Here is a 1,484-nt window from a genome sequence, read left to right as displayed (position 1 = left end):
GGGGTCTGACGCTCAGTGGAACGAAAACTCACGTTAAGGGATTTTGGTCATGAGATTATCAAAAAGGATCTTCACCTAGATCCTTTTAAATTAAAAATGAAGTTTTAAATCAATCTAAAGTATATATGAGTAAACTTGGTCTGACAGTTACCAATGCTTAATCAGTGAGGCACCTATCTCAGCGATCTGTCTATTTCGTTCATCCATAGTTGCCTGACTCCCCGTCGTGTAGATAACTACGATACGGGAGGGCTTACCATCTGGCCCCAGTGCTGCAATGATACCGCGAGACCCACGCTCACCGGCTCCAGATTTATCAGCAATAAACCAGCCAGCCGGAAGGGCCGAGCGCAGAAGTGGTCCTGCAACTTTATCCGCCTCCATCCAGTCTATTAATTGTTGCCGGGAAGCTAGAGTAAGTAGTTCGCCAGTTAATAGTTTGCGCAACGTTGTTGCCATTGCTGCAGGCATCGAGGTGTCACGCTCGTCGTTTGGTATGGCTTCATTCAGCTCCGGTTCCCAACGATCAAGGCGAGTTACATGATCCCCCATGTTGTGCAAAAAAGCGGTTAGCTCCTTCGGTCCTCCGATCGTTGTCAGAAGTAAGTTGGCCGCAGTGTTATCACTCATGGTTATGGCAGCACTGCATAATTCTCTTACTGTCATGCCATCCGTAAGATGCTTTTCTGTGACTGGTGAGTACTCAACCAAGTCATTCTGAGAATAGTGTATGCGGCGACCGAGTTGCTCTTGCCCGGCGTCAACACGGGATAATACCGCACCACATAGCAGAACTTTAAAAGTGCTCATCATTGGAAAACGTTCTTCGGGGCGAAAACTCTCAAGGATCTTACCGCTGTTGAGATCCAGTTCGATGTAACCCACTCGTGCACCCAACTGATCTTCAGCATCTTTTACTTTCACCAGCGTTTCTGGGTGAGCAAAAACAGGAAGGCAAAATGCCGCAAAAAAGGGAATAAGGGCGACACGGAAATGTTGAATACTCATACTCTTCCTTTTTCAATATTATTGAAGCATTTATCAGGGTTATTGTCTCATGAGCGGATACATATTTGAATGTATTTAGAAAAATAAACAAATAGGGGTTCCGCGCACATTTCCCCGAAAAGTGCCACCTGACGTCTAAGAAACCATTATTATCATGACATTAACCTATAAAAATAGGCGTATCACGAGGCCCTTTCGTCTTCAAGAATTTTATAAACCGTGGAGCGGGCAATACTGAGCTGATGAGCAATTTCCGTTGCACCAGTGCCCTTCTGATGAAGCGTCAGCACGACGTTCCTGTCCACGGTACGCCTGCGGCCAAATTTGATTCCTTTCAGCTTTGCTTCCTGTCGGCCCTCATTCGTGCGCTCTAGGATCCTCCGGCGTTCAGCCTGTGCCACAGCCGACAGGATGGTGACCACCATTTGCCCCATATCACCGTCGGTACTGATCCCGTCATCAATGAACCGGACTGC

2 protein-coding genes are annotated in these 1,484 nt (G+C 47.1%); both read right to left on the bottom strand.

Going from position 1 to position 1,484, the window contains the following annotated elements:
* Window positions 1–147 precede the first annotated feature (147 nt).
* Complete coding sequence (gene blaTEM / locus H3V12_RS11055) at window positions 148–1,008, bottom strand: TEM family class A beta-lactamase (RefSeq protein ID WP_198214710.1); 861 nt, start codon at window positions 1,006–1,008, stop codon at window positions 148–150.
* A gap of 182 nt (window positions 1,009–1,190) precedes the next feature.
* Window positions 1,191–1,484: helix-turn-helix domain-containing protein (locus H3V12_RS11050; RefSeq protein WP_004153761.1), on the bottom strand; the 294-nt coding region annotated here is incomplete at its 5' end.

Source organism: Bartonella sp. W8167 (assembly GCF_016100335.1).
Taxonomy (GTDB): Bacteria; Pseudomonadota; Alphaproteobacteria; order Rhizobiales; family Rhizobiaceae; genus Bartonella; species Bartonella apis.
The sequence above is the reverse complement of the archived record's forward strand: the minus strand, read 5'-3'. Positions and strand labels throughout refer to the sequence as shown.